We start from the raw sequence: 21,911 nt of genomic DNA on the forward strand, positions 1-21,911 counted from the left end.
TATTTAAATACTCTTGGAAAATTATATCGAAAAAAAGAAAAAACTAAAACTATTTTTTCAGTTTTTATGATTTCCTATTGGCTGCCTATACTCAAATGTTTGAAGTAGCAGATGATGGAGCAAGTCTATATGTATTCCATGCAGATAGCGAAGGTTTGAATTTTAGGAAGGCATTTATTGAAGCTGGATTCAAACTGGCCCAGTGCTGCATATGGGCAAAGCAAGCGATGGTAATGGGCAACGCCGATTATCACTGGATGCACGACCCCGTATTATATGATTGAAAGCCGACAGGTGGACACTACTGGAATAGTGATCGTAAGCAAACGATACTATGGCAATTTGATCGTCCCTTTCGGAATGAATATCATCCCACGATGAAGCCGATTCCCTTGATCAGCTACCCGATTAAAAATTCCAGTAAGCTTGGTGATATCGTGTTTGACCCATTTGGTGGTTCAGGTTCAACGTTGATTGCTTGCGAGGAAACGGATCGGATTTGCTATACCAGTGAGCTTGATCCCAAATATGTAGATGTGATTGTGAAGCGATATATTGCCCACGTTGGCGATAATAGTAGTGTATATTTGATTCGGGATAGTAAGCAGTATGACTATCAAGAAGTTGTTGCTGAGTCGGCAAAGTCAGAGGTATCATGTGCTGACTAAACCGAAAGGGTGATTCAATTGGGTAAGGCAAAAGTGAATATGGTGATTCGGTTCCTAAAGGGTATGCAAGCTGAAAAGGTAAATGTGCTAGGTGCTGAGGAGGCTCAAGAGGATAACGAGTTGATTCAAAAGTTGATTGAGGATATCGAATTGTTTTACGAAGCTGAGTTAGAAGGGTAAGCTGATACATATAGGGAATGAACTTCTGTTTTATATGTTTTCGCACTAAATTTATGAATAGGAATAGACCCTACATAATTGTGCAGGAATTGTCGGATGGATACATTCAACTACTGTTATTCTAATGATGAAGGAGGTCATATAGTGGATTTGCTTAAGAGCATGAATGAAGCAATCAAGTATATTGAAGAAAACCTGACTAACGATATTGACTTTAAAGAGGTAGCAAGGCTGGCTTACTGCTCTGAATTTCATTTTAAAAGGATGTTTTCTTTTCTTGCAGGTGCTACGTTATCAGAATACATCCGCCGCAGACGCCTCACTCTTGCAGCATTTGAGCTTAAAGATAGCAATGTAAAAGTCATTGATATCGCGATTAAATACGGGTACAATTCACCAGATTCTTTTGCGAGAGCTTTTCAAAATTTACATGGCTTAACGCCGTCTGAAGCCAGAATTAATGGCCGTTCACTTAAAGCATATCCACGAATGACCTTCCAGTTATCAATTAAAGGGGGAAGTGAAATGAACTATCGAATTGAAGAAAAAGGGGCATTTCGCATCGTTGGTATCCAAAAAAGAGTTCCTATTATTTTCAACGGGGTCAATCCAGAGATTGCCGCGATGTGGGAAAGTTTAGATGGTGAAACGATCAATAATCTTAAAAGACTTTCTAATGCCGAGCCTATGGGAATGCTTAGTGCATCCACGAACTTTTCTGAAGGTAGAATGAAGGAAAAAGGGGAGCTTGACCACTATATTGGCGTTGCAACAACAAAGGAGTGTCCGGATAGCCTAACACAGCTTGAAGTTGCTGCCTCAACATGGGCAGTATTCGAAGTAATCGGGTCATTTCCTGATGCGCTACAAGATGTGTGGGGACGTATTTATTCCGAATGGTTCCCATCCTCAAACTATGAACAAATAGAAGGCCCGGAAATCTTGTGGAATGAGAATAAAGATATAACCTCACCGAATTTCAAAAGTGAAATATGGATACCCATTTTGAAAAAGTAACATAATGCGTGTGATTATTAAGTATCCGTTGAGCTGTTTCGGCAGCTCTTTTTTTATTCTTCTATTAGAGGAGGATCAGAATGAGAGAATCAAAGAATGAGTCGATGAAATCATACAAATTTTAAGCTCACGGCAAGATATACTGGAACAATTTGATGATAACCTATTCAATGCGTTGGTGGAGAAGATAACCGTTCTCTCACCAGCGCATTTTGTTTTTACCTTGAAGAGTGGAATGAGTATAGATGAAATATTGGACTAACAGAATCATATGCTAATTAGATCATTGTTAAAAGCATTGATGAGCAAACGAAATCATAGACTAAACTATAAATGGGCTAACAAGTAACAGTGGGTTGTATGACGGGAAGAATCAATCGAATCCCGTCTTTTACTCCTTCCATATAGATGGACTGTTTATCTTGACTTAGTTGATAGCCTATTGCTTCTTCCCATTCAAATAACAGGCGTTGAATATCCTTGTTTTGGTTGGTTTTGAATTGATTCATTTTAGTGAATAGATTTTTGTTCTCTGATGAAGCCTCTTGTTCATTAGCGAGTTCTAATTGATAAAATCGTTGGCGTAATGCTTCGAGAAACCAATCTGGCCAATTTGACATAGCGTATTTTCCCTCTCGTTGTTTGAGTGTGTTTATGTTAACTCTGATGGGGAGGAACGACAAGTTATTGTTTTGGTTTTCTTTGGGGAATCGTGAGATAGAATGTGCAACGCCTTATAGACCTAAATAGCATTAAATACTTAAAAACTTAATTACTAAAATTTATCTCTTTGATTTTTGGCATATGAAAATAAAATATAAAAAATGGAAGGGGGTATCTAAAATGTATGTATATTGAATATATATAAAAATTTTCATAATCGAAGAGGGCAAAGCATTATAAACCTTTTTTTATTAATCATCTTTAGGAGGAATAACAATGAAGAAAAAATTAACAATACTTAGTCTGGCTGTAGCTATCACAGCCTTCTCTACTGTAAGTCTAAGCGCTTCTTACGCTTCTGATTATGACGTTTCCTCTGAAAATTCTTCTCCCTTAATTAGCGCGAATGCAAACGGTGCTGCTGTTGAGCCTCAAGCAATAGCATCCCTTGCTCGTAAAGCAGTACAAGTTGGTAAAGCAGCTTATGAAGCTAACAAGGATGCTTTGAGGGAAGCGACCCGCCTAGGAAGTTTATTAGGCACAGGTGTCTCTAGTAGTGATGTAGAGAATGCAGAAGTAATCTTCGATAAATAGTTGAAACAGCAGGGAGAGGATCAGATTTTTATATTTCTCTCTCCCTGATGTTATTTAAAAGAGGTGATTGATTAAATGAAAAAAAGAAGTGAAACATGTATTTTAAATGCTACGTTACTCTCTTTATCGTTGTTCTTGATGGTTCATTTCTTCTTTATTTTTCTTCACGCCGGACCGCTTAACCCGGTCTCTGTTTCATTGAAATCAGTAACTGATAATTATGTCGGACGATTTTTCCAACAAAACTGGCACCTATTTGCTCCCCAGCCTATGACTCAAAATCTAAAATTATATGTACGTGTGAAGTATAAGGAGGAGGGCAGTAACAAAACTGTTATAAGCAATTGGTATGATGTTACTGAACCTATGATCAGGACGAATGAGGCGACAGTATTTTCACCTTATAATAGGATGCTCAGAATTGGAAGTGGATACATACACCAATTATATATAGGAGGAAAAGATGATCTAACATATAAATTAATGGAGAAAATATCTAAAAAAGATAATGTCGCCAAAGAAATAAATGCTTCTTTAGAAAAGGATTCGGATCAAGTTAAACAAATCATATACCGCTATGCCTCTGCGTTTGCGAAAAGGAAGTTTTTGGAGCATGAAATAACCGATGTCCAGTTTATGACCTCAATATCGAATGCGATTCCATATTCAAAGCGAGATGATCTTCATTTTAAAGTGAAAGAAGATAATGGCGTATATGGTTGGAAAGGAGTTGTAAAGGATGTTGTTGAACTACCGTAATTTTTTTATAAATGAACGCTTTCTTATTGGTACAAGTATCCTTCGGATATGTATCGGGTTGATATTACTTTTCAATTATTTTATTCATTATAAACAAAGGTATTTTTTTTGGCACGAATCTGGAATTAATATATATTCTGCTGGGTACAAGTCATTAACGTGGTCTTTATATAATTTTAATTCATCAGCTTTATTTTTTGACTTTATCTATCATCTAGGAATTACAGTTACTATTTTTTATTTAATTGGATATAAAGGCCGTCTTTTTTCAATTCTGGCCTACCTATTTTTTTATTCATTGTATGTTCGCTCTTTTCATATTAGTGACGGAGGAGACAACTTACTTATAGTGAATATGTTTTTTCTGTTGTTCACCAATAACACTGCCTATTTCTCTTTGGATTCTAAAATGAACATCTCACGTGGAAAAGACTCGAAAGACTCTTTACTCTATAAGTTATCCGTGATAATCCACAATTTTGCAGTACTCTTTTGTATTATACAACTGTGTATCGTTTATTTTTTCTCAGGAATGTACCAGCTTATGGGCGAAATGTGGCAAAATGGAACGGCGCTTTATTATATATCTCAAGTGAGAGAGTTTAGCAGACCTATTTTGGATTATATGGTTAACCATTATGTTGGACTCACCATTGTATTCACTTATTTATCCATAATTATTAAAATTGCTTTTCCTTTTGCTGTGATTAATAAGAGACTTAAACCGTTTGTAGTTATTGCTATGATATTGTTTCATGTAGGTATCGCTATAGGGATGGGTTTGCTGACATTTTCATTAATTATGATTGTTATGGAATTATTGTTGTTTACGGATCGAGAATATAAAAAGTTATACCATTTTATAAAGATCAGTTTCCGGAAAATATCAATTACAATTCGAAGAAAAACAAGAAGATTAGGATATGCAAGCTTTCAACACAAACAAATTTTGGTTTTCTATGATGGTTGGTGTCCTGTCTGTACAAATATAAAGGACAATTTGTACAAGCTGGATTATTTTAGAATGCTACGGCTTGTTAGTTTTCGGAATTCTTCATTGGTTCAAGCATACAAATTAGATGTTAATGAATTAGAAATGCGAATGCATAGTTTCTCAATGAATGATTCCAGTAAAATACAACGTGGAATTGACTCCATTGCACAAATTTGTACAAGGATACCGTATCTTTGGTGGGCGGTTCCTTTTATAATTATTTTCAAAAAGATGGGTATAGGCGGTTATTTGTATGATTATATAGCTTCTAAAAGAAAAGTGGTTCCCGTGGGGAACTGTGACGACTTATGTGAACTTCATCCGAAGCGTGTCCATTAAGGAGCAAAGTATGAAAATAATTTTATTGATAGTAGCTATGATTTTAATATTTGCGTTCATATGTATCCTGTTTTTGTTCATTGCGAAGGGGCAAAATAATAGGAAAACAGAAATGGATGTTCTAAGCTTTTTGAAAGAAAATCCGAGTAAAGCATCTTTGTATATGATCAAAAATGGTATGGAGAAAATCAGCTATAACTCAGAAGTTAAAATGCCGCTTGCCAGCACGGCCAAAGTAATCATTGCTATCGAATTTGCTCTCCAAGTAGCGGCGAAAATATTAGATGAGCGGGAACTTGTCCCTTTAGTGGAATTAAATAAATTTTATATCCCTGGTTCGGATGGTAACGCTCATAATAACTGGATCAGTTCCATTCGCTCCAACCATAAAGAAGTTCGAGGAAAAATCACGTTATTGGATATTGCTCACGGAATGTTAGCATATAGTTCCAATGCCAATACAGAATTTCTGATGGCGAAAATGGGTTTGGATAAGATCAATGAGAATATTATGAAACTCTCGCTTTCCTCCCATGATAAAATCTTTCCTTTTTCATCTGCGGGATTCATGTCTCCTTATATCCAAGAGACCGAAAACATAGGATTTACAGAGACGATACAAAGAATAAGTGAGATGAGCTATGAGGAATACATGAAGAAATCTATTGAAATTCATCAGATTTTAAATCGTGATCAGGGGAAAGAATGTATTCAGAAATGGAACACCAGGAAAAATTATGCACGAAAGCTTCAAGTGCTGGAATCGTGCAAGCTTCCTCGTTCAACGACTAAAGAATATGCTTATCTCATGAAGCTCATACACAAGGAGGAGTTGGTTCCTCCTACAGCAAATTCATATCTGAAACAGCTAATTCAGCGGCAAGTAGATGATTCCAAGCTAATAGAGTTTGGAAACAAAGGAGGATCTACCATTTCTGTTCTAACCGAGGCTTTATATTGTACGGATCTGGAAGGAAACGATATTCAATTAGCTCTGTTTATTCAAGATGATTCTGGGATGGATCATATCTGGCTTAAACAGAAGTTAGATTTGTTTTTTTATAAAATATTAACGGATATTGAATTTCAAGAAGAGGTAAGTCGCAAATTATCAGATAATAAGGAATGAATTTGAATGTTCTATTATATCGTAAAAATGCTGCTGATTCCGATTATGCTCTATTGGATAATGGCTTGCTTCCCATTTAGAAATCGTTCCTTGTGGGTCATACACACTTTGTTTACAAGTGGATATACGTTCATGATTTTATTCATAAATGATTGGACAGAAATCAGCTATTATTTACGTCTTGTTTACATCGTCTTGTTTGGATGCGCTTTATTTCGCAAAATGACCTCTTTACGCTCTTTTGAATCTAAAGCTACAAATAAAAAAACAAAAATATTCACGATCTTTTACGGCTTAATAGCGATTTATCAGGTTTCTATATGTATTTTATTTAGCATGTCGTACATTATATCCACTCCTAAACACGAAGAGGCAGTTGATTTAACATTTCCTTTAAAAGGAGGGATTTACGAGGTTGTGAATGGAGGAATGAGTTCATCTATGAACTATCATTTTTCGCATCGTACTCTGAAATATGCGGTGGATATAACCAGGCTCACCCCTTTAGGATCAAGAAAAAAACAGTTTGAGAGTCCCAAATCTTTGAAATCTTATCCCATTAATGACGATTCAGTATATAGCCCTGTTGAGGGCAGAATTATCGAAGTTGTGGATGGAGTAGATGATAATGTGCCAAATACCCTGGGTGGTAGTGCTACAAATATGATTATCATCAAGTATAAAGAATATAATGTTTTGTTGTTACACTTGAAAAAAAATAGTCTGCTAGTTAAGAAAAATGATTTTGTCAAGATTGGACAAGAAATAGCGAAAGTAGGGAACTCAGGTTACAGCAGTGAGCCGCATCTTCATGTACATGCTATAAAACATGATAATAAGGGAGATTATTTCAATGGAACTTCGGTTCCTATTACTTTTAATGGTAATTACTTGAAGAGAAATGATTTACTATTTAATCAAACACTTATTTTTCGATAAAAATGAATATCCACTTAGAAAGTCGGTTTGAGAATTTGTTTACCAGGTTTTCAGTATCGGGAGGACACAGCACGATTGTCGAGCATTGGATTAATAACACCAAATTGGACAATAATTATGAGGAATATCTTTTCCTTTTATTTTGATTATCTATTAAATTAAGCGAGAGGGAGTATATCCCTTCCATCGTTTCTGCTCAAAGGTAAAATCCCAGGTGTGAGAAGCGTTTGTAAAGCAGCCGTGCTTTAGTTTTCAGAACGAGATGATCTATGGTCAGAGTGGGAGCGACAATATAATAATTTGCAGGATGAAGACAGGATCAATACGGCCTTGTCTTTTTTTATAGCTCATGAGGAGGAAATGCTTAAGGGTACGGAAATCCTGTGGAACGAGTATTTGGACTATTATTATTTGATGTGCAAGAAACAAGCCATGGGTGAAAAGAGCTTATATAAAGAATTACAAAATGATCCGCGTTCAACGGACGAATACATATTTCAGAATCTCATGTATTGGGACAGGTTGTCTGAGTCGGTCAAGAGTCTGAAATTTTATGAGCGCAGTTTGTTATTTTGAGGCTTCTGCTAAAAAATATATATTGAATCACTCGTTAAGCAAATGGACAGTTACCTTCATTAACCATAAAGATTGAATATTAATTGTTTAGAATTTGGTGTTGCCATTCGTTTATGGCCTCAGGCTCGTACTCTTTTTAAAACCTTTATATAGGCAAGTGCATAGAATGAAAATAAACAATAAATGCTGAGAGGAGAATGAATATTGTACCGTAATTCATGCTATCCATATCAATGGCATGCTCCAATGCACGACTATTGGAATAACATCCGTTGGAGTAATTATTGGAATGGTCATTACTATAATGGAGCCAATACGAACGGGTATCTTTATAAATCAACAGATTATGGGCAAAGACCATTTGTAGTAAATATTGACCAAGCTGCTAAGCAAAATAATACTTACCGCACTGCTGTGTGGACAGGGAAACACCTTCAAGTAACCCTGATGAGTATTAATGTTGGAGATGATATTGGTTTAGAAGTTCATCCTACAACGGATCAATTCATACGTATTGAAGAAGGTCAGGGACTTGTTCAGATGGGTGAAAGTAAAGATAATTTGAATTTTCAAGCAATGGCCTGTGGTGGGTATGCAATTATGATACCTGCTGGAACATGGCACAATGTTACCAATACGGGAAATACCCCACTTAAAATATATGTCATCTATGCGCCGCCTGAGCATCCATATGGTACGGTTCATGTAACAAAAGCGGATGCCATGTCTGCTGAATAAAGCCAATATTATTAATGGATCAAGTAAATGAGGTTGGAATGAATTACTAACGGTGAACGTTAATTAACAAGGAACTACCTTAGTAAAGGTGGTTCTTTTCTTTATTCAAGCAACTGAAAGGAAGGATGTATTTGCAAATAACCGACAAGAACTATGCGATGCAAGAAAGTCGAAGCAATCAAAAGCTTATTTTTAATTTCCCTCGTAAGTTCGTGGATAATGAAGTTGGTTATCTGCTCGGTAAGTTTTAGGAAAAAGAAGGAATTCCATTCAAATTTGTTGAATTAACCCCGATAAGACAAATCAACATGTTCAACAGCATGAAAAGGGGAAGCTATATGATCTGGAATATAAGAAATTTTGTCATAATTGCATTTGTCATTTTGATGTGGATGATTGTGGATCGTTTACACATCAATAATGCGTTAGCTTTTGTAATCATTTTTATCCTGATGTTTTTGATACTATATGTGCCTATTCTTTTTGCTGTATTATGGGATTCTAATTTGAAGAGAATAGAGAAGTTTTTAATGTCGAATAAGAGTAAGCCAGAATACCATCTATTTTATGCTCTAGCCCATGAAATCGATGAAGAAGTAGAAGACTCAATCCGACTATTGCTCCAAAAGTATAAGGGAATTCACAAACAAGCGTTATATAAAACCGTTTTTGCTTTCTATAAAAAAGAAATCCTGACGGTTAAAGAAGAAATCGAGTTCATCAAACCACTGGCATATAAAAATTACTATCGAGCTATCGTGTGTATGGAAGAAGGAAATAATGCGGAAGCTCACAAAATCATTCACGAGATTCCAACGCCTTGGATGAGAAACGCACTTCTCTCTGAATTGGAGTTGAAATCAAATCATCATGCAGCAGCAGCTGAACTGGCACAACAAGCCCTGCATCAATCCAAAGGTTTACAAAAGTATGTGTTATTTAAAACGTATCAACGGAAATTCCCTAAGATGAAGCCTGTTAAGGCAAGGTAACCTTAAAGAATTTGTGGTGAGATTATTCTAGGACTGACTGTATTCCTGAATCGGAGTAGAGGTTCACATCGTGAAATATATGCGCGGGAGCTCTTTATGAAGGTATCTATAAGAAAAGGTTTTGATCAAGAAATTGCAAATCACATAAAAAATCTATTTCAATGTAAACATGAATCTAAAGCCCTGTTATAATCATTTGAGTACTGGTGTATTCTCAGTCTTATTTAGGCTGGGGATTTTTGTTTTAAGGGAGGAATTAAATTGTTAAATGATTCTGAAAGAGAAGGTATATTTAAAGCCATTTTTGAAAGGAGAGATATTCGATCCTTTAATGGAAAACCCATATCCAAAGATAAGTTAAACAACATATTAATGGCTGGTCATCATGCCCCTTCTGTTGGTTTTATGCAACCTTGGGATTTTATTGTCATTGACTCTCAAGGGGTTAAAGAACGATTGGCGCATGCATGTCATAAAGAAATACAAGCATTGTCCATACACTATGAAGATGAAAAAAAGACAAGATTTCTCTCGCTAAAATTAGAGGGTATAAGGGAAGCACCTATAACGATCTGTATTACATGTGATCCCACAAGAGGTGGCGGACATGTAATTGGACGGAATTCTATTCCTGAAACGGATATTCTATCCGTCGCCTGTTGTATTCAAAATATGTGGTTGGCGTCTTATGCAGAAGGAATAGCTATGGGATGGGTTAGTTTTTACAAGAAAACAGACGTACGAGAAATACTAAATATCCCGCCACATATTGACCCTATTGCTTTGATTTCATTAGGATATACGGATTTTTATCCTGCAAAACCAATCCTAGAGCAAGTAAATTGGGAGAGACGTCGAAATCTAAATAACCTAATACACCATAATGCCTGGGAATGATTTGAGTTCAACAAGATTATGTGCTTTTTAGAATGCGCCAAGATTATTGCACCGTTATTTGGGTGATAAACGTCTTCATTGCAGTACTAAGATAGGAGGTTTTGCGATAAACCAGACCAATCTTCCGTGTAGGAGCAGGATCTCTGAGGCTGATTTTGGTGATGGCAGGCTGGTTAACTGTCTGAAGGTAGGAGCGTGGCAGCACGGCTGCGCCAACACCTGTTATCGCGACCTGCAGCAGTGATTCCAGAGTGGAGAGCTCCAGGATCGGCTTGGCGTGGAAGCCAACGCTCTCACAATACTGGTCAAAGAACTGACGTACGAGAAACTTGGGCTGGAGCATGGCAAAGGGATACGCTTGAAGCTCTGCGAGGGGGACGGTATCTGCTGCGGCGAGCGGGTGCCCTGCTGCGACGACCAATTGCAGCTCGTCCTCGAACAGCTCAATGCTCTCTAGCTGTTCGTGATCCAGCGGTAGATAGACAATACCGAGATCAATCCGATTGGTTAGCAGTTCCTTCTTAACTTCTTCGGTCGCCAGTTCCTGGACCGACAGTTCAATCTCTGGATATTGCCGATGAAACGCAGCGATGGCAGGCAGAAGTAAATGATTGCCCGCACAGCCGATCCGCAGGCGGCCTCGCTTCATGCCTCGCAGTTCTTCGATGGCGGCCCGAGCTTGATCCAATTCGTGAAAGGCGTTTAACACGTGGCTCCGCAAAATGTGCCCAGCCTCGGACATATAGACCTTCTTACCAATACGGGTAAACAAGGGCATGCCTAGCTGGTGCTCTAGCAACTGGATTTGGTGGCTGAGCGTTGGCTGGCTGATCGACAGTCGTTCAGCCGCCCGCGTAAAATGAAGCTCCTCGCAGACCATTAAAAAATAGGCCAATAACCGATGTTCCATTGGGTTGCCACCGTCCAATCATAGATTTTATCTATGATCTTAATATGAAAATCGACATTGATCAATCGTTCGTTTTTTTCTACAGTGGAGTAAAGCATACAAGAGGAGGAAACATATCATGCTCGAAACAGTACTCACGATCACTTCGATGAAGACGACCAATGAGACTCATGCCTTTAAAACTCTTAACGAGGAATGGATCACTCGTTTCTTCACGATTGAAGAGGAGGATCGGGTCATCCTTGATAATCCGGTGGAGAATATCGTGAACAGAGGAGGAGATGTGCTCATCGCTCGTGCTGGAGATTCGATCGTCGGATGCGTTGCCCTCGTCCCGAGCGGAGCTGGCGTGTTCGAGCTATCGAAGATGAGCGTTACACCCGAGGCGCGGGGACGCGGATACGGACGGAGAATCATCGATGCCGCCATCGACCGCGCACGCGAGCTTGGTGCAACATCACTCTTTTTGGGCAGTAGCACCAAGCTGCCGAACGCCGTTCATCTTTACGAATCGGTTGGGTTCAAGCATGTTCCTGTTAAGCGAATCGGACCCATGCCCTATGTAAGAGCGGATGTGTTTATGGAGCTGAAACTAAAACGTGTAGATTTTCTGTGAACATTCAATTGCTGTTGTATCAGCGATTGATACGGAACTGTTCATTTTATCGGGATGATATTGATTTGTTTTAATATTAAGTTTAAATTGTAGTAATAAGATATCAAGGAGGCGGTCCCAATGGTAAGCATGAATAAACGGGCAGTTTTTAGAAGGATAGCGCCTATTCGTCCTTAAACTGCGTGTTTCCTTCTTGATGAGGCAATCACAACTAACATGCAAAAATATAAAATTACTAAAATGAATGACTTTTCCAATCATCAAATGGCTCAAATTCGAATGTTAGAACAACAGTAAACCTCTACCAATCGGCAGGGTTTGAGATTTCTGCTGAGTCTCATTATTATGTGACCACTCTTAAATAAGATGTAGTAAGCGGCGAGGCGCTACTATGCTCCTGGGATAACGATATTTTAATAATCAAAAATGAAAAGGCAACCGAATGATTCGGCTGCCTTTTCCCGCTAAAGAGCAGAATAGTATGGGGAATAGTGGATAATAAATGGACGGAAGTAAAAACTAAACTGGTGAAGCCTGAGATACTACAACGGAAAAAGGAGACGCTATGACGGAGAAAAAAGAAATAGCAGATAAAACAGGATGGAACTTCGACAATAGTTATTCTCGTTTGCCGGAATCATTGTTTACAAGGCTCAGCCCCAACCCTGTTCGCTCACCAAAGCTGATTATTTTTAATCATCCGTTGGCAGCATCGCTGGGGTTGAACGATTCAATGCTGCAGCAAAAGGATGAAGTTGCAGTGCTTGCCGGCAATCGGGTTCCCGAGGGGGCTGCGCCCCTTGCCCAAGCCTACGCAGGCCATCAATTTGGGCATTTTAACATGTTGGGAGACGGTCGTGCTTTGCTGCTTGGCGAACAGATTACTCCCTCGGGGGAGCGAGTTGATATTCAACTCAAGGGTTCAGGCAGAACGCCATACTCCCGCGGTGGTGATGGTCGGGCGGCACTTGGGCCGATGCTCCGCGAATACATCATTAGTGAAGCGATGCATGCGCTAGGTATTGCTACCACCCGCAGTCTGGCGGTGGTAACAACGGGTGAGTCGATCATCCGGGAAACCGAGCTGCCTGGTGCGGTTCTGATTCGTGTGGCAGCCAGTCATCTTCGCGTCGGCACCTTCCAATACGTCGTAGCATGGGGGACTACCCAAAATCTTCGACTCTTGGCTGATTACACATTGGAAAGGCATTATCCGGAAGTTGTCGCTGACGAAAACCGCTACCTTTCCCTGCTTCAGGCAGTGATCAAACGTCAGGCCGAGCTGATTGCCAAATGGCAGCTTGTGGGATTTATTCACGGGGTGATGAACACTGATAACATGACCCTTAGCGGGGAAACTATTGATTACGGCCCTTGTGCCTTCATGGATACCTATGACCCTGAGACCGTATTCAGTTCCATTGATATTCAGGGCCGCTACGCTTATGCCAATCAACCGCACATTGCCGCATGGAATCTCGCAAGATTTGCGGAGACCCTCTTGCCGCTGCTGCATGACAACAGGGAGCAGGCTGTCAAACTGGCCGAGGATGCGATTTCAGATTTTGCAAAAATGTTTCACCATCATTGGCTCGCGGGAATGAGAGCGAAGCTCGGGATTTTTAACGAAGAGCCGCAGGATGAATCCCTGATTAAAGACCTTCTTGGCATGATGCAGAAGTATCGTGCGGACTACACCAATACCTTCCGTGCCCTAACTTTGGACAAGCCCGAGGATACGGTCCTGTACAACACTGCGGAATTTACGCAGTGGAATGAGCAATGGCAGGCGAGATTGGGCAGACAGCAGGAGTCACAAGCCTCCGCTCATCAACTGATGCGCAGCAGCAATCCCGCCATCATCCCGCGCAACCACAGGGTAGAAGAGGCGCTGGAGGCTGCGGTGGAACGAGAAGACTATCGTGTGATGGAGCAGCTTCTTGGAGTTCTTTCGAACCCGTATGCCTACTCTGACGAACAGGAGATTTACGCTACATTGCCTGAGGAATCCAGCTGCACATACCGAACCTTTTGCGGTACCTGATGTGAAGTGAGCCATTTGCGGATAACCTATTTCATGCGTTGGTGGAGAAGATAGCCGTTCTCTCACCAGCGCATTTGGTTTTTATCTGGGGATTTGGCAAAATCCAGCTCCTGAAAAGTGGGTAAGTGACAACCGTTAATCCAGCTCCTGACCGTCATTTTCGATTTGAATATGTCCGCAATACAGACACTGATGAGTACAGTTTTGCGTTAGAGCGGGTTGGCCTTCAATTCTCATGTCGCTTTTCCCGTTTAGCCAAGGCATCGTAAGGACAGGAACGCATGGGGCCTTTTTTACCCCATAAATATCAACCATCTGACTGGCTTGTACAGCCGGATTGAGTGGACTGGAGCAATTACCAAAAGATTTGATGTTTACCCCCGGCACGTAATCTCCAATATTCATCTGTGCTTTATTTTTGACATACACCCCGTGGCTAAAAGGGCGCTTCAAACGGGTAGGCTGTGTACCGTAGCTGCAGCTTAAAATCGCACCTGCCACGACGTAGCTTTTTTTCGCGCCTGTTCCAGGCTGCACACTTGCTTCTTCCATCCTGTTATTCCTCCTTAGTTGCCATCTCTAATTTTTGCACTCGAACTCCTGTAAATGGACGACGTAGCAGACTTTCAGCCACTGCGAGATTGATGTAGATATGAGCTTCCATTAAACCGGCAATCCGAAATATAGAGGGCTCGATTTTCTCGTGTCTAAGTACCAAGTGCTTTAAGGTATGGTCGGGATACCACTCGGTTTTTGAGGAAAGACAATCCACCACCGGAGGACGCAGTACCCAGTACACGTCCTGTCTGGCCTGCTGAAAATCGGTAAGTATAGCTGCTTTCCATTCTAATCCCGGCATATATTTCTCCAATAATGCTTTCATCGAATCTGAAACCAGCGGTAAAGGGAGCTCCAGAAAATCCGGATATACGGTCCGTGAATCTGTATGTACAGCTAAAAACAAGGGAGTGTCCTCCGCCTGAGTTCTGCTATCCGAAAGAATATCCTCCACCTGCAATGGAGACAGGGAAGCAGGCTCCACCCGATGCTTGACGCGCTCGTCCACCATGAGTCGAAAATATCTCAATGTATCAGGTCTCCTTTACTCACCGTATCTGTTGCCTGTATAGCCTTAAGACGAGGATGGGACGGAGGAGGTGCTTCCACAGCGAGACCTATAGCTTGGCTTAATTGTTCCTCTGTAAAGCTTACCCGGTTGATCTTTGCTCCTGTAAAATCAGCTCTTACTAAGCAAGCGTCTGTGAAGGAAGCACCCGTTATATCGGCCCCCACAAAGCAGGCGTCTGTCAGATCCGCTCCAATAAATAAAGCACTTTGCAGCGAGCTGTCTTGGAAAACGGCCCCCTGAAGCTGAGCATGTTGAAAGCTGGCTCCTTGTAAACTCGCTCCTGTAAAATTGACTCCATCCCATCCTAATGGCTCCCAGTCCAGCCAAGCACCTGAACCACCATATTCGCTATTCCCGGAAACGGTGTCCAGTATAGCCTCTTGCAGGGAGCAACCACTAAAATCGGCTCCATGAAGCAGGCTGTATGAAAAGTCGGTTCCATCCAGCTGAGCCACTTGCCACACAGTTCCTGCGAGAATGCAGCTATGCAATCGACTATGTTCCATCCTGATCTGGCGAAAGGCTGTATAGCGAAAATCCAGCGAGCTGTAATCTCCACCGGATAGGTCGACTTGGGTCAGCGTTTGGTAGCTGTAGGCCCCCTCTTCTTTTTCCTCCAGCCAAGACTTGATTACGTTCGCATCCATTGGTTTGCGATCTTCCCGGTACACAGACACGCTGTGATCCATATACTCTCCGACCCGAATCTCAAAAGTCTCTTCACGATCCAGTGCCTGAAACTCTGGTAAAGCAACTGCTTGTTTCATAGCCTGCCGAATCAGGCTAACGATCATCGTATGAAGATATCCCGCTGCTTCCAGCATGATTTGCTCCAATTCTAGCCCGGACAGAGATACCTGCTGCTTCAAGGCTTCGGCCAAAAGCTGTTCACGTAGCTGAGTCCAATAGGAAAAGACCCAACCTGCATCGTACTCCAACGCAATAGGCTCAGCATCCAGCATCCATAAGGCGTCCGTAGCCTCGACGAGATAAACAGGCTTTTGCTCAAGCCATGTGGTGCGCAGCATGGAATAGGTGATGTAGCCAATATTGCCTTTAGGATCTTCTAGCTGCTTTGGCCGAGCGAACTGACAAAAGGTGCGAAAATGTTCTACGATATGCTGGAGTCGTGATCCTTGTGTGGCTCTACATTTTAACGCCCATTCTTGGCGAATGAGAGACCATGCCCGAAGCAGGGTCGCTTGTTGCTGACCTAACACATCTGTTTGCTTTTCCATTTAAAATCATCCTTAATTAGACTTCACTTCGCTGCCCTTCATGTCCGCCGAACCGCTTAATTCAATATGACTGCCATTACAATCCATACGGAGCTGGCTACCTGCGGACAGGCTCATCGTTTTACCCGCAGACAGGCTGAGATTGCCTCCCGCTGAAATATTCACTTGCTTGCTGCTCGTGATATGAATGCCTTCTTTATCGTCCAGCTTGATATAAATAGCGCCGTCCTTACCTGTAACGACCAGCTCATCCGGCCCGAGCCGAATTTCCTTGCCGTGCGGAGTACGCCATATTTTCATTTGCGGGTTGGAAAAATGGTTATGTGTACTCTTGCGATCTGCCCGCCTTACCGCACTGCCTGCCACGCCGTCTTCTTCCCGACTGCCAGGGAAATAAAGGGATACCGAATCGCCTTTTTCCGGCATAACGTACCAGCCGGTATGGCCACCGCCACTGTACACGGTTGAATAGTTGAACCAATGCGCTTTGCTTGCATCCTGCTGTTCATCGCAATCGAGATGGATACGTACTTGATCCTGACGGACGTCCAGTACAACACCACTTAACGAGGCTCCTGCCAGCTTATCCTGGTAGTAGCTTTTTTGCCGAAATCCCTGGTAAGAACCCAGCACGTATTGATGCTGCAGCAGTCCTTGACTCATTGCGGTGTAGGCTTCCATCACATACAAGTTGTGCCCCTGAAAATTCAATTGAGCGCCTAAGTCGAGCACCTCATCCGTTTCTACCTCATAAAAAATAAAATCATGCTCACTCAGCTTGGTCTGCTCATTCTCCTGAAAATAACGAAAAGGCAGCAACTGCTTGCGTACGGTATAACGGGTATGATCCAGTACCGCCTGCGCAGGACTATCTTCAATGCCAAAATAAAACTTGGGACTGTCAAAACGGGCCACAGGCATCAGACTCGTATGATAGCGAGAGGCTATACGTCTCAAGAACGCCCAATCTGTCTCCTGGTATTGAATGGCAATCCGCCCGATAGCTTCTCCGCCAGTAGCTCCGTCAATGACATCCAGCCCTTCATAGTCCTTGCCTATATGCTCCAGCATTTGAGGAATCGTCATTTTCGTATATTGAAAAGAACGGGTACGCTGCTTAATGTCCATCCGGTAAGTATGGGAAATCGCCTCCACCTCCAGATAGTAGACACCCCGCACGACTTTGACCTCGACCGAGAGGGCAATCCCACTAAATAGCGGCTTGCTGGCACCAGATTCATCCCGTTGGCTCACCTCAATTACAGTATTTTTTTCTGTCGCTTCCACGTAGCTGTCCTGCAAGTCTTCAGGAATCACACCTGTAAAATAAAGTCGGGTATGCTCGTTAATTTTTTTTGTTAAGGTAAGCTGCTCCAGATCGATTTGGTCATAAGGGTGAATTTGAATTTGATCGTATCCCAGACTCATCGTGAAATCATTCCTTTCTCATTTGCAGAATAGGGGGAGGGCATAAGGACACGAAGGGACTGGCCCCAATATTCCGCTACAGGCAACCATGCTTCGAGCTCTGCTTCCAGACAGCTGAAGGAGCCTATTACAACTCGTCCCTTGTGGATAAAAAGCAGCAATTCGTTGTATAGATTCCCGTCTATTCCCGCTGCTATAAAACGAATCCGTCCGATTGAAAGCCCGGAATGATTGATAAACATTTCCGAGCCGAGCCAGTTGCGAATGGGTTGTACCGACCGTAAAACGTCTGCCATTTGTTCCACGAACTCGGAAAGCTCATCCACTTCTAAAAACGAATCCGTAGGATTAAAACTGATATTAATCGTTCCTTCTGCTAAGGTATAAATATCCTGTGGACGATGCTCGGAGGGATATTTGATTGCAGCCTGCTCCACTGGCATAGGACTAAAGGATTTGGGAATATAGAAGCCGATTTCCCCATCCAGTATCGTTCTTGGCTCTAACGCGAGGTGTTCATTTTGAATATGAAAGAGCTTATTTTGTTCAGACATGGAACCATTCTGTTCCGATTCCTGATTTTGAGCTGGAATGGATTGTAAACCACCGTTATTAGCTGTCGTCTGATCCATCAATTTAGCTTTGAGGCTAACAATATGCTCGTCTAGATAGTTCACAGGAAGCCCCCTTTTTTATGAAAAATAAGAGATGATACTTAAATCTTGGAGATAGAAGGAGATATTGAATTGCGAACCCAGCATATGTTTTTATCGGTTAAAAGAGAAATTTAGTTTACAAAATGACCCATTCCGTTGGGAGGCAATGTGTATTTTTGGAAGGAGGCGATTCATTCTATCATCCCTTTTTGTTGTAACAATTCTTTAGTAGCACTCCATAGTTGACGTTGCATAATGATATCCCCACCAGGGTAAGCTGGAACAATGGGCCTTCCAGTGCCGACATTAAAGTATCCACCTGTCACTTCTTGATATTGAGATTCTGTAGCTAAACGAATAATAATGTCCGCTCCTTTTCGCGGATCTCCGATATGCAAAGCATTCAATATTTTGGCAAGTACCGAAGAAAAACCTAACTCACGGCCAAGCCCGGTCACGTTAAATCCTGGATTAAGCGCGTTAACAGTGACCCCAGTTCCATCCAATTGACGTCCAAGTTCTCCCGTATACATAATATTAAGAAGTTTAGTCTTTCCGTAAATTATAGAAGAACCTCTTGCAGTAAAGGCAGATGTTTCTGTCAAATCCTCTGGCAATTTAAGCTTGCCATGGTTACGTGATGCTTCAGAAGCCACATTGACGATCCTTGCATTTTTTGAATTCATTAATGGCTGGAGTAATGTATGTGTTAACAGCCATGGTGCAAGATAGTTTACTGCCATCATTTCTGCAAATCCCTCTGAGGTCACTCGCTGTTCAAAACCATGTAATCCTGCATTGTTCACTAATACATCAATCTTTGGATAATTAGCTTTAATCTCATTTCCAATGCGCCTGACATCTTTCATCAGAGACAGGTCTCCGAAAAAAAAGTGTACCTTAGGATTGGGTACAAGATCCTCTAGAATATTTTTAGTTGTTTCAGCACGCTTTTCATTTCTGGCTGTTAAGACCAGGTGTGCCCCGCGTTTGGCTAATTCAATTGCTGTCAATTGTCCAAGACCGCTAGTAGCACCAGTAATTACTATAATCGGATATGTCGACATATAAATACTCCTCCAAAATCTTGAATAAATTGCATTCATATTACCGTTCTATCGTTTTAGACGCGTTCTGCTTGACAGTTAACCAAATCAAAAATATGATTGATATATATCAAGTATATGCATTTCGATTGATATATGTCAAATATATTTAAGCTAATTTATAATGAGGTGTGTAAACCTATGGAAAATAAAATTCAACATCCAAATTCTACAAGAGTGCAATTAGAACTGGATCTTGGTAAACAGCTTAATGCACTTATAAGTGCATCACATGCACTCAATGTAAGAACTGCGGCACTTTTCGATCCAGCATTACAACCTGCAGCTTTTCTGATTGTACGTTGTCTTCTTTCATACGGTTCGGCGAGCGCTACATTTTTGGCGGAATCCACCGCTATGGATCGAAGCTCTGTCAGTCGGCTTGTTTCTCAGCTTAAGCGCTTGAATTATGTAAAAAGTGAAACCCATCCTGAGGATCGCCGGGGTGTATTGATATCCCTGACAGCTTTTGGCCGTGAAAAAGCCCTGAATGCTTTAAAAGTAAAAGAAAATGAATTTTATCAACGCATTTCAACATGGGAGGATTCCAAGCTTGAAGCGTTTATTGGGATGCTTAAGTGTTTTAACGGACAAACCATAGTTAAAGAAGATGCCTGACTATTTTGGATGAAACCAAGCCTGTGAGCAGGTTCAATGAACCGTAAAAATAGGAGGTGTGCAAAAATGAAAGGAAAACAGATTAGAGAAATCAGGGTATAGGCAGCATGTTGATTGAGCGGCTTGAACAGTGGGGAAAGAAGCATGGATTTTCCGGAATTAAACTGTTATCTCACCCAAGTCGAATACATGCGCACAGGTTCTATGAACAACGTGGGTATCAGTTTACTAAAGACCAAAAAAATTTTATAAAAAGGTTCAAATAATACGTATTTTCATTGGATAGCTGTGTAAGCTTCGTGACACGAGACTCAATGAGGAAATAGCACGAGGCTGTCAGGTAAACAGGCAGCCTCGTGACTGAGGATAGGCGATCATAAGGTTAAATGAGAGGGGAAAAGCCCGTTTAGCCAGGCTTTTGAACCTATTCATTTACAGATGAGATCCGCCACTTGCATCAATCAACTGACCCGTTACCCAGCGGCTGTCTGATGAAGCGAGAAAGGCAGCGATATCCGCGACATCTTCAGGTTCCCCCCACCTTTTGAAGGTTGAAAGGCCAGCGGCAAATTTCTGCCCATCGGGATCTTTTAACGTGCTGTCATTCATTTCTGTATTAATAATGCCAGGCTGGATGGCGTTCACCGTAATATTGCGGCTCCCAAGCTGAAGAGCCAAAACGCGCGTAAGTGTGTCGACCGCACCCTTTGACATGCTGTAGGCAAAAACACTGGGAGAGGCTACACGTGTAACAAATGATGAGATATTGATGATGCGCCCTCCGTCTCTTAGGCGCGGCAAAGCTTGCTGGGTAACAAAAAGCGGTGCTTTGACATTAATGTTCATGACTTCGTCAAGAGATGCTTCTGTCGTCTCTTCCAAGGTTACAATTTGGCCGATTCCAGCGTTGTTGACGAGAATATCGAGTCGATGGTCGCCAGTACGTTCCTTAAGAGCTTCATCCAAGCTCGCAAATAAATCATGAATGCCGTCAAGGGTGCTTAAGTCGGCTCCTATCGTAAAGGCGTTCCCTCCACTTTGCTCAATCTTATGAACCACCTCCTCTGCTTCATGCTGTTTTCTTCCATAGTGTACGGCGACGACGGCACCCTCCTGTGCCAGACGCAGCGCAATGCTGCGACCAATCCCTCGGCTTGCGCCGGTTACTAAAGCAATTTTGCCTTCTAGCTTACTCATATTTTCATCTCCTTAGTCTGGAATTCATGTTTAGTTATATCATGAGGTGATTTTTGAAATGTTGCTCTTATATTCGAATTCAGGGAGATATGCAGACTTCAATAAGGCAGAAATCATGATATTTATCATTGAAAAAAACACATGTGTTTAAATACTTTTTCTAATCTAACTGATTGGTTTAAATTGACCAATGTTCAGAAAAAAGAATCTTCTTCCTTTCCATTTCATCCCTAAAAATGTCTACCAATTAGCAGTTGTATTTAGGCGTTTTTTGTCATACAATTCACCTAATGCTACGGACTCGGTCTTAGAAACAGTAAGGTTTGGACGGTGAATAGGGCGTGGTCTCTTTGTTTATTTACGAATCGTGGAGCTATTTTGTAGTCCGTTCGGCCAGGACTGCGTCAGTCTGAAAAATTAATAATGTTTTGGGGGCAGTTTTCCGGGTCATTAACGTTTGATGATAAACATTTACGAAGGGGAG

The 21,911-nt window shown here is 41.4% G+C and carries 25 protein-coding genes and 1 pseudogene; 17 read left to right on the top strand and 9 right to left on the bottom strand.

Annotated elements, in window-relative coordinates; translation table 11 throughout:
- Nucleotides 1-95: 95 nt before the first annotated feature.
- From WG8_RS27950 to WG8_RS04410, 4 genes are all read left to right on the top strand, one after another.
- Entirely contained in the window at nt 96-284 is a 189-nt protein-coding gene (locus tag WG8_RS27950; RefSeq protein WP_083837538.1) for a site-specific DNA-methyltransferase, read from the top strand.
- 93 nt (nt 285-377) lie between these two features.
- The gene (locus WG8_RS27955) at nt 378-668 is read left to right on the top strand and encodes a DNA methyltransferase (RefSeq protein ID WP_007428895.1); all 291 of its coding nucleotides are present in this window, start codon (nt 378-380) and stop codon (nt 666-668) included.
- An 18-nt stretch (nt 669-686) separates the two neighbouring features.
- On the top strand, nt 687-848 hold the full coding sequence (locus WG8_RS27330) for a hypothetical protein (protein WP_007428896.1): 162 nt from the start codon (nt 687-689) through the stop codon (nt 846-848).
- A gap of 144 nt (nt 849-992) precedes the next feature.
- Nucleotides 993-1,865 (top strand): AraC family transcriptional regulator, encoded by an 873-nt coding sequence (locus tag WG8_RS04410; RefSeq protein WP_007428897.1) that lies wholly within the window; start codon nt 993-995, stop codon nt 1,863-1,865.
- Nucleotides 1,866-2,203: 338 nt separating this feature from the next.
- Here WG8_RS04410 and WG8_RS04415 read toward each other — a convergent pair whose 3' ends face one another.
- Nucleotides 2,204-2,485, bottom strand: a complete 282-nt coding sequence (locus WG8_RS04415) for a hypothetical protein (RefSeq protein ID WP_043890778.1) — start codon at nt 2,483-2,485, stop codon at nt 2,204-2,206.
- A gap of 319 nt (nt 2,486-2,804) precedes the next feature.
- Between WG8_RS04415 and WG8_RS04420 the strand changes: the two genes are divergently transcribed.
- From WG8_RS04420 to bluB, 9 genes are all read left to right on the top strand, one after another.
- Nucleotides 2,805-3,122 (top strand): hypothetical protein, encoded by a 318-nt coding sequence (locus tag WG8_RS04420; RefSeq protein ID WP_007428898.1) that lies wholly within the window; start codon nt 2,805-2,807, stop codon nt 3,120-3,122.
- A 75-nt stretch (nt 3,123-3,197) separates the two neighbouring features.
- Complete coding sequence (locus WG8_RS04425; RefSeq protein ID WP_043890779.1) at nt 3,198-3,881, top strand: DUF5819 family protein; 684 nt, start codon at nt 3,198-3,200, stop codon at nt 3,879-3,881.
- A gap of 544 nt (nt 3,882-4,425) precedes the next feature.
- Entirely contained in the window at nt 4,426-5,214 is a 789-nt protein-coding gene (locus WG8_RS29470; RefSeq protein ID WP_411829255.1) for a DCC1-like thiol-disulfide oxidoreductase family protein, read from the top strand.
- Between the two features lie 10 nt (nt 5,215-5,224).
- Nucleotides 5,225-6,343 carry a serine hydrolase gene (locus WG8_RS04435; RefSeq protein WP_043890781.1) on the top strand — a complete coding sequence of 373 codons (1,119 nt, stop codon included), beginning with the start codon at nt 5,225-5,227 and terminating at the stop codon, nt 6,341-6,343.
- A gap of 132 nt (nt 6,344-6,475) precedes the next feature.
- Nucleotides 6,476-7,282, top strand: a complete 807-nt coding sequence (locus WG8_RS04440) for a M23 family metallopeptidase (RefSeq protein WP_232289050.1) — start codon at nt 6,476-6,478, stop codon at nt 7,280-7,282.
- Nucleotides 7,283-7,642: 360 nt separating this feature from the next.
- Nucleotides 7,643-7,858 (top strand): hypothetical protein, encoded by a 216-nt coding sequence (locus tag WG8_RS04445; RefSeq protein ID WP_007428900.1) that lies wholly within the window; start codon nt 7,643-7,645, stop codon nt 7,856-7,858.
- Between the two features lie 204 nt (nt 7,859-8,062).
- On the top strand, nt 8,063-8,596 hold the full coding sequence (locus tag WG8_RS04450) for a cupin domain-containing protein (protein WP_007428901.1): 534 nt from the start codon (nt 8,063-8,065) through the stop codon (nt 8,594-8,596).
- A gap of 338 nt (nt 8,597-8,934) precedes the next feature.
- Entirely contained in the window at nt 8,935-9,588 is a 654-nt protein-coding gene (locus WG8_RS04455) for a hypothetical protein (RefSeq protein WP_043890783.1), read from the top strand.
- A 261-nt stretch (nt 9,589-9,849) separates the two neighbouring features.
- On the top strand, nt 9,850-10,485 hold the full coding sequence (bluB, locus tag WG8_RS04460; protein WP_043890784.1) for a 5,6-dimethylbenzimidazole synthase: 636 nt from the start codon (nt 9,850-9,852) through the stop codon (nt 10,483-10,485).
- A gap of 43 nt (nt 10,486-10,528) precedes the next feature.
- Here bluB and WG8_RS04465 read toward each other — a convergent pair whose 3' ends face one another.
- Nucleotides 10,529-11,395 carry a LysR family transcriptional regulator gene (locus tag WG8_RS04465; protein WP_007428903.1) on the bottom strand — a complete coding sequence of 289 codons (867 nt, stop codon included), beginning with the start codon at nt 11,393-11,395 and terminating at the stop codon, nt 10,529-10,531.
- Between the two features lie 118 nt (nt 11,396-11,513).
- Between WG8_RS04465 and WG8_RS04470 the strand changes: the two genes are divergently transcribed.
- On the top strand, nt 11,514-12,011 hold the full coding sequence (locus WG8_RS04470; RefSeq protein ID WP_007428904.1) for a GNAT family N-acetyltransferase: 498 nt from the start codon (nt 11,514-11,516) through the stop codon (nt 12,009-12,011).
- A gap of 565 nt (nt 12,012-12,576) precedes the next feature.
- Nucleotides 12,577-14,055: a protein adenylyltransferase SelO gene (locus WG8_RS04475; RefSeq protein WP_007428905.1), complete on the top strand. Its 1,479-nt coding sequence runs from the start codon at nt 12,577-12,579 to the stop codon at nt 14,053-14,055.
- A 135-nt stretch (nt 14,056-14,190) separates the two neighbouring features.
- Here the strand turns inward: WG8_RS04475 and WG8_RS04480 are convergent, their stop codons facing one another.
- The 6 genes from WG8_RS04480 to WG8_RS04505 form a co-directional block, all read right to left on the bottom strand.
- On the bottom strand, nt 14,191-14,607 hold the full coding sequence (locus WG8_RS04480) for a DUF4280 domain-containing protein (protein WP_007428906.1): 417 nt from the start codon (nt 14,605-14,607) through the stop codon (nt 14,191-14,193).
- Nucleotides 14,608-14,611: 4 nt separating this feature from the next.
- Complete coding sequence (locus WG8_RS04485) at nt 14,612-15,124, bottom strand: hypothetical protein (RefSeq protein WP_043890796.1); 513 nt, start codon at nt 15,122-15,124, stop codon at nt 14,612-14,614.
- A gap of 14 nt (nt 15,125-15,138) precedes the next feature.
- Nucleotides 15,139-16,422, bottom strand: coding sequence for a pentapeptide repeat-containing protein (locus WG8_RS04490; protein ID WP_007428908.1), 1,284 nt, complete (start codon nt 16,420-16,422; stop codon nt 15,139-15,141).
- Nucleotides 16,423-16,434: 12 nt separating this feature from the next.
- Complete coding sequence (locus tag WG8_RS04495) at nt 16,435-17,850, bottom strand: phage baseplate assembly protein V (RefSeq protein WP_007428909.1); 1,416 nt, start codon at nt 17,848-17,850, stop codon at nt 16,435-16,437.
- Complete coding sequence (locus WG8_RS04500; protein WP_007428910.1) at nt 17,847-18,527, bottom strand: hypothetical protein; 681 nt, start codon at nt 18,525-18,527, stop codon at nt 17,847-17,849. Before WG8_RS04500 ends, WG8_RS04495 begins: the two co-directional genes overlap by 4 nt.
- Nucleotides 18,528-18,697: 170 nt before the next feature.
- Nucleotides 18,698-19,573, bottom strand: a complete 876-nt coding sequence (locus WG8_RS04505; RefSeq protein WP_007428911.1) for an SDR family NAD(P)-dependent oxidoreductase — start codon at nt 19,571-19,573, stop codon at nt 18,698-18,700.
- 180 nt (nt 19,574-19,753) lie between these two features.
- Between WG8_RS04505 and WG8_RS04510 the strand changes: the two genes are divergently transcribed.
- Both WG8_RS04510 and WG8_RS26240 read left to right on the top strand, forming a co-directional pair.
- The gene (locus WG8_RS04510; RefSeq protein WP_007428912.1) at nt 19,754-20,230 is read left to right on the top strand and encodes a MarR family winged helix-turn-helix transcriptional regulator; all 477 of its coding nucleotides are present in this window, start codon (nt 19,754-19,756) and stop codon (nt 20,228-20,230) included.
- An 86-nt stretch (nt 20,231-20,316) separates the two neighbouring features.
- Nucleotides 20,317-20,496 (top strand): annotated as a pseudogene (locus tag WG8_RS26240) (GNAT family N-acetyltransferase); the annotation flags it as partial.
- A 166-nt stretch (nt 20,497-20,662) separates the two neighbouring features.
- On the opposite strand, the gene WG8_RS04515 reads toward WG8_RS26240, so the two are convergent.
- The gene (locus tag WG8_RS04515) at nt 20,663-21,427 is read right to left on the bottom strand and encodes an SDR family oxidoreductase (RefSeq protein WP_007428913.1); all 765 of its coding nucleotides are present in this window, start codon (nt 21,425-21,427) and stop codon (nt 20,663-20,665) included.
- Between the last annotated feature and the right edge of the window lie 484 nt (nt 21,428-21,911).

The sequence above is a fragment of the Paenibacillus sp. Aloe-11 genome, from assembly GCF_000245715.1.
GTDB lineage: Bacteria > Bacillota > Bacilli > Paenibacillales > Paenibacillaceae > Paenibacillus > Paenibacillus kribbensis.

Bases quoted from the DNA above. Each gene is read 5' to 3' on its own strand.
- WG8_RS04465 (WP_007428903.1), bottom strand. From the start codon at position 11,395: ATGGAACATCGGTTATTGGCCTATTTTTTAATGGTCTGCGAGGAGCTT.
- WG8_RS04485 (WP_043890796.1), bottom strand. From the start codon at position 15,124: ATGGTGGACGAGCGCGTCAAGCATCGGGTGGAGCCTGCTTCCCTGTCT.
- WG8_RS04470 (WP_007428904.1), top strand. From the start codon at position 11,514: ATGCTCGAAACAGTACTCACGATCACTTCGATGAAGACGACCAATGAG.
- WG8_RS27955 (WP_007428895.1), top strand. From the start codon at position 378: ATGAAGCCGATTCCCTTGATCAGCTACCCGATTAAAAATTCCAGTAAG.
- WG8_RS04495 (WP_007428909.1), bottom strand. From the start codon at position 17,850: ATGAGTCTGGGATACGATCAAATTCAAATTCACCCTTATGACCAAATC.
- WG8_RS04490 (WP_007428908.1), bottom strand. From the start codon at position 16,422: ATGGAAAAGCAAACAGATGTGTTAGGTCAGCAACAAGCGACCCTGCTT.
- WG8_RS04435 (WP_043890781.1), top strand. From the start codon at position 5,225: ATGAAAATAATTTTATTGATAGTAGCTATGATTTTAATATTTGCGTTC.
- WG8_RS04480 (WP_007428906.1), bottom strand. From the start codon at position 14,607: ATGGAAGAAGCAAGTGTGCAGCCTGGAACAGGCGCGAAAAAAAGCTAC.
- WG8_RS04440 (WP_232289050.1), top strand. From the start codon at position 6,476: ATGATTTTATTCATAAATGATTGGACAGAAATCAGCTATTATTTACGT.
- WG8_RS04510 (WP_007428912.1), top strand. From the start codon at position 19,754: ATGGAAAATAAAATTCAACATCCAAATTCTACAAGAGTGCAATTAGAA.
- WG8_RS29470 (WP_411829255.1), top strand. From the start codon at position 4,426: ATGGGCGAAATGTGGCAAAATGGAACGGCGCTTTATTATATATCTCAA.
- WG8_RS04420 (WP_007428898.1), top strand. From the start codon at position 2,805: ATGAAGAAAAAATTAACAATACTTAGTCTGGCTGTAGCTATCACAGCC.
- WG8_RS04505 (WP_007428911.1), bottom strand. From the start codon at position 19,573: ATGTCGACATATCCGATTATAGTAATTACTGGTGCTACTAGCGGTCTT.
- WG8_RS04455 (WP_043890783.1), top strand. From the start codon at position 8,935: ATGATCTGGAATATAAGAAATTTTGTCATAATTGCATTTGTCATTTTG.
- WG8_RS04425 (WP_043890779.1), top strand. From the start codon at position 3,198: ATGAAAAAAAGAAGTGAAACATGTATTTTAAATGCTACGTTACTCTCT.
- WG8_RS04475 (WP_007428905.1), top strand. From the start codon at position 12,577: ATGACGGAGAAAAAAGAAATAGCAGATAAAACAGGATGGAACTTCGAC.
- WG8_RS27950 (WP_083837538.1), top strand. From the start codon at position 96: ATGTTTGAAGTAGCAGATGATGGAGCAAGTCTATATGTATTCCATGCA.
- WG8_RS04415 (WP_043890778.1), bottom strand. From the start codon at position 2,485: ATGTCAAATTGGCCAGATTGGTTTCTCGAAGCATTACGCCAACGATTT.
- WG8_RS04515 (WP_007428913.1), bottom strand. From the start codon at position 21,427: ATGAGTAAGCTAGAAGGCAAAATTGCTTTAGTAACCGGCGCAAGCCGA.
- WG8_RS04445 (WP_007428900.1), top strand. From the start codon at position 7,643: ATGCTTAAGGGTACGGAAATCCTGTGGAACGAGTATTTGGACTATTAT.